This is a genomic window from Halomonas sp. SIMBA_159, from assembly GCF_046536035.1.
GTDB classification, from domain to species: Bacteria; Pseudomonadota; Gammaproteobacteria; order Pseudomonadales; family Halomonadaceae; genus Vreelandella; species Vreelandella venusta_A.
The window spans coordinates 1-257 of record NZ_JAWJBT010000975.1; the positions used below are offsets into that span (position 1 = coordinate 1).

General features: G+C 72.8%; 1 protein-coding gene. It reads left to right on the forward strand.

The window, feature by feature from the left end:
• Positions 1–257: hypothetical protein (locus R0J87_RS22150; RefSeq protein ID WP_498889011.1), on the forward strand; the 257-nt coding region annotated here is incomplete at both ends.

Here is a 257-nt window from a genome sequence, read left to right on the forward strand (position 1 = left end):
CGCGCGGTAGGGGTGCTGCCGGCATTTCTCGCCGGTGCGATCTTCCTGCTCTCCGCGGTCGCGGGCGCGGGGCCCGTCGCCGCGCAGGCGGATTCGCCGGCGACGCCGCTGACCAAGGCCGTTCAGTCCGCGGCTCCGGACGCCAAGGAGGGCGAGGACGCCGAGGGCGCCGTGCCGCCCGAGGATGTCGAGCAACTCATCCAGCGGCTCGAGGATCCCGAGCAGCGCCAAGCCCTGATCCAGGATCTGCGCGTTCT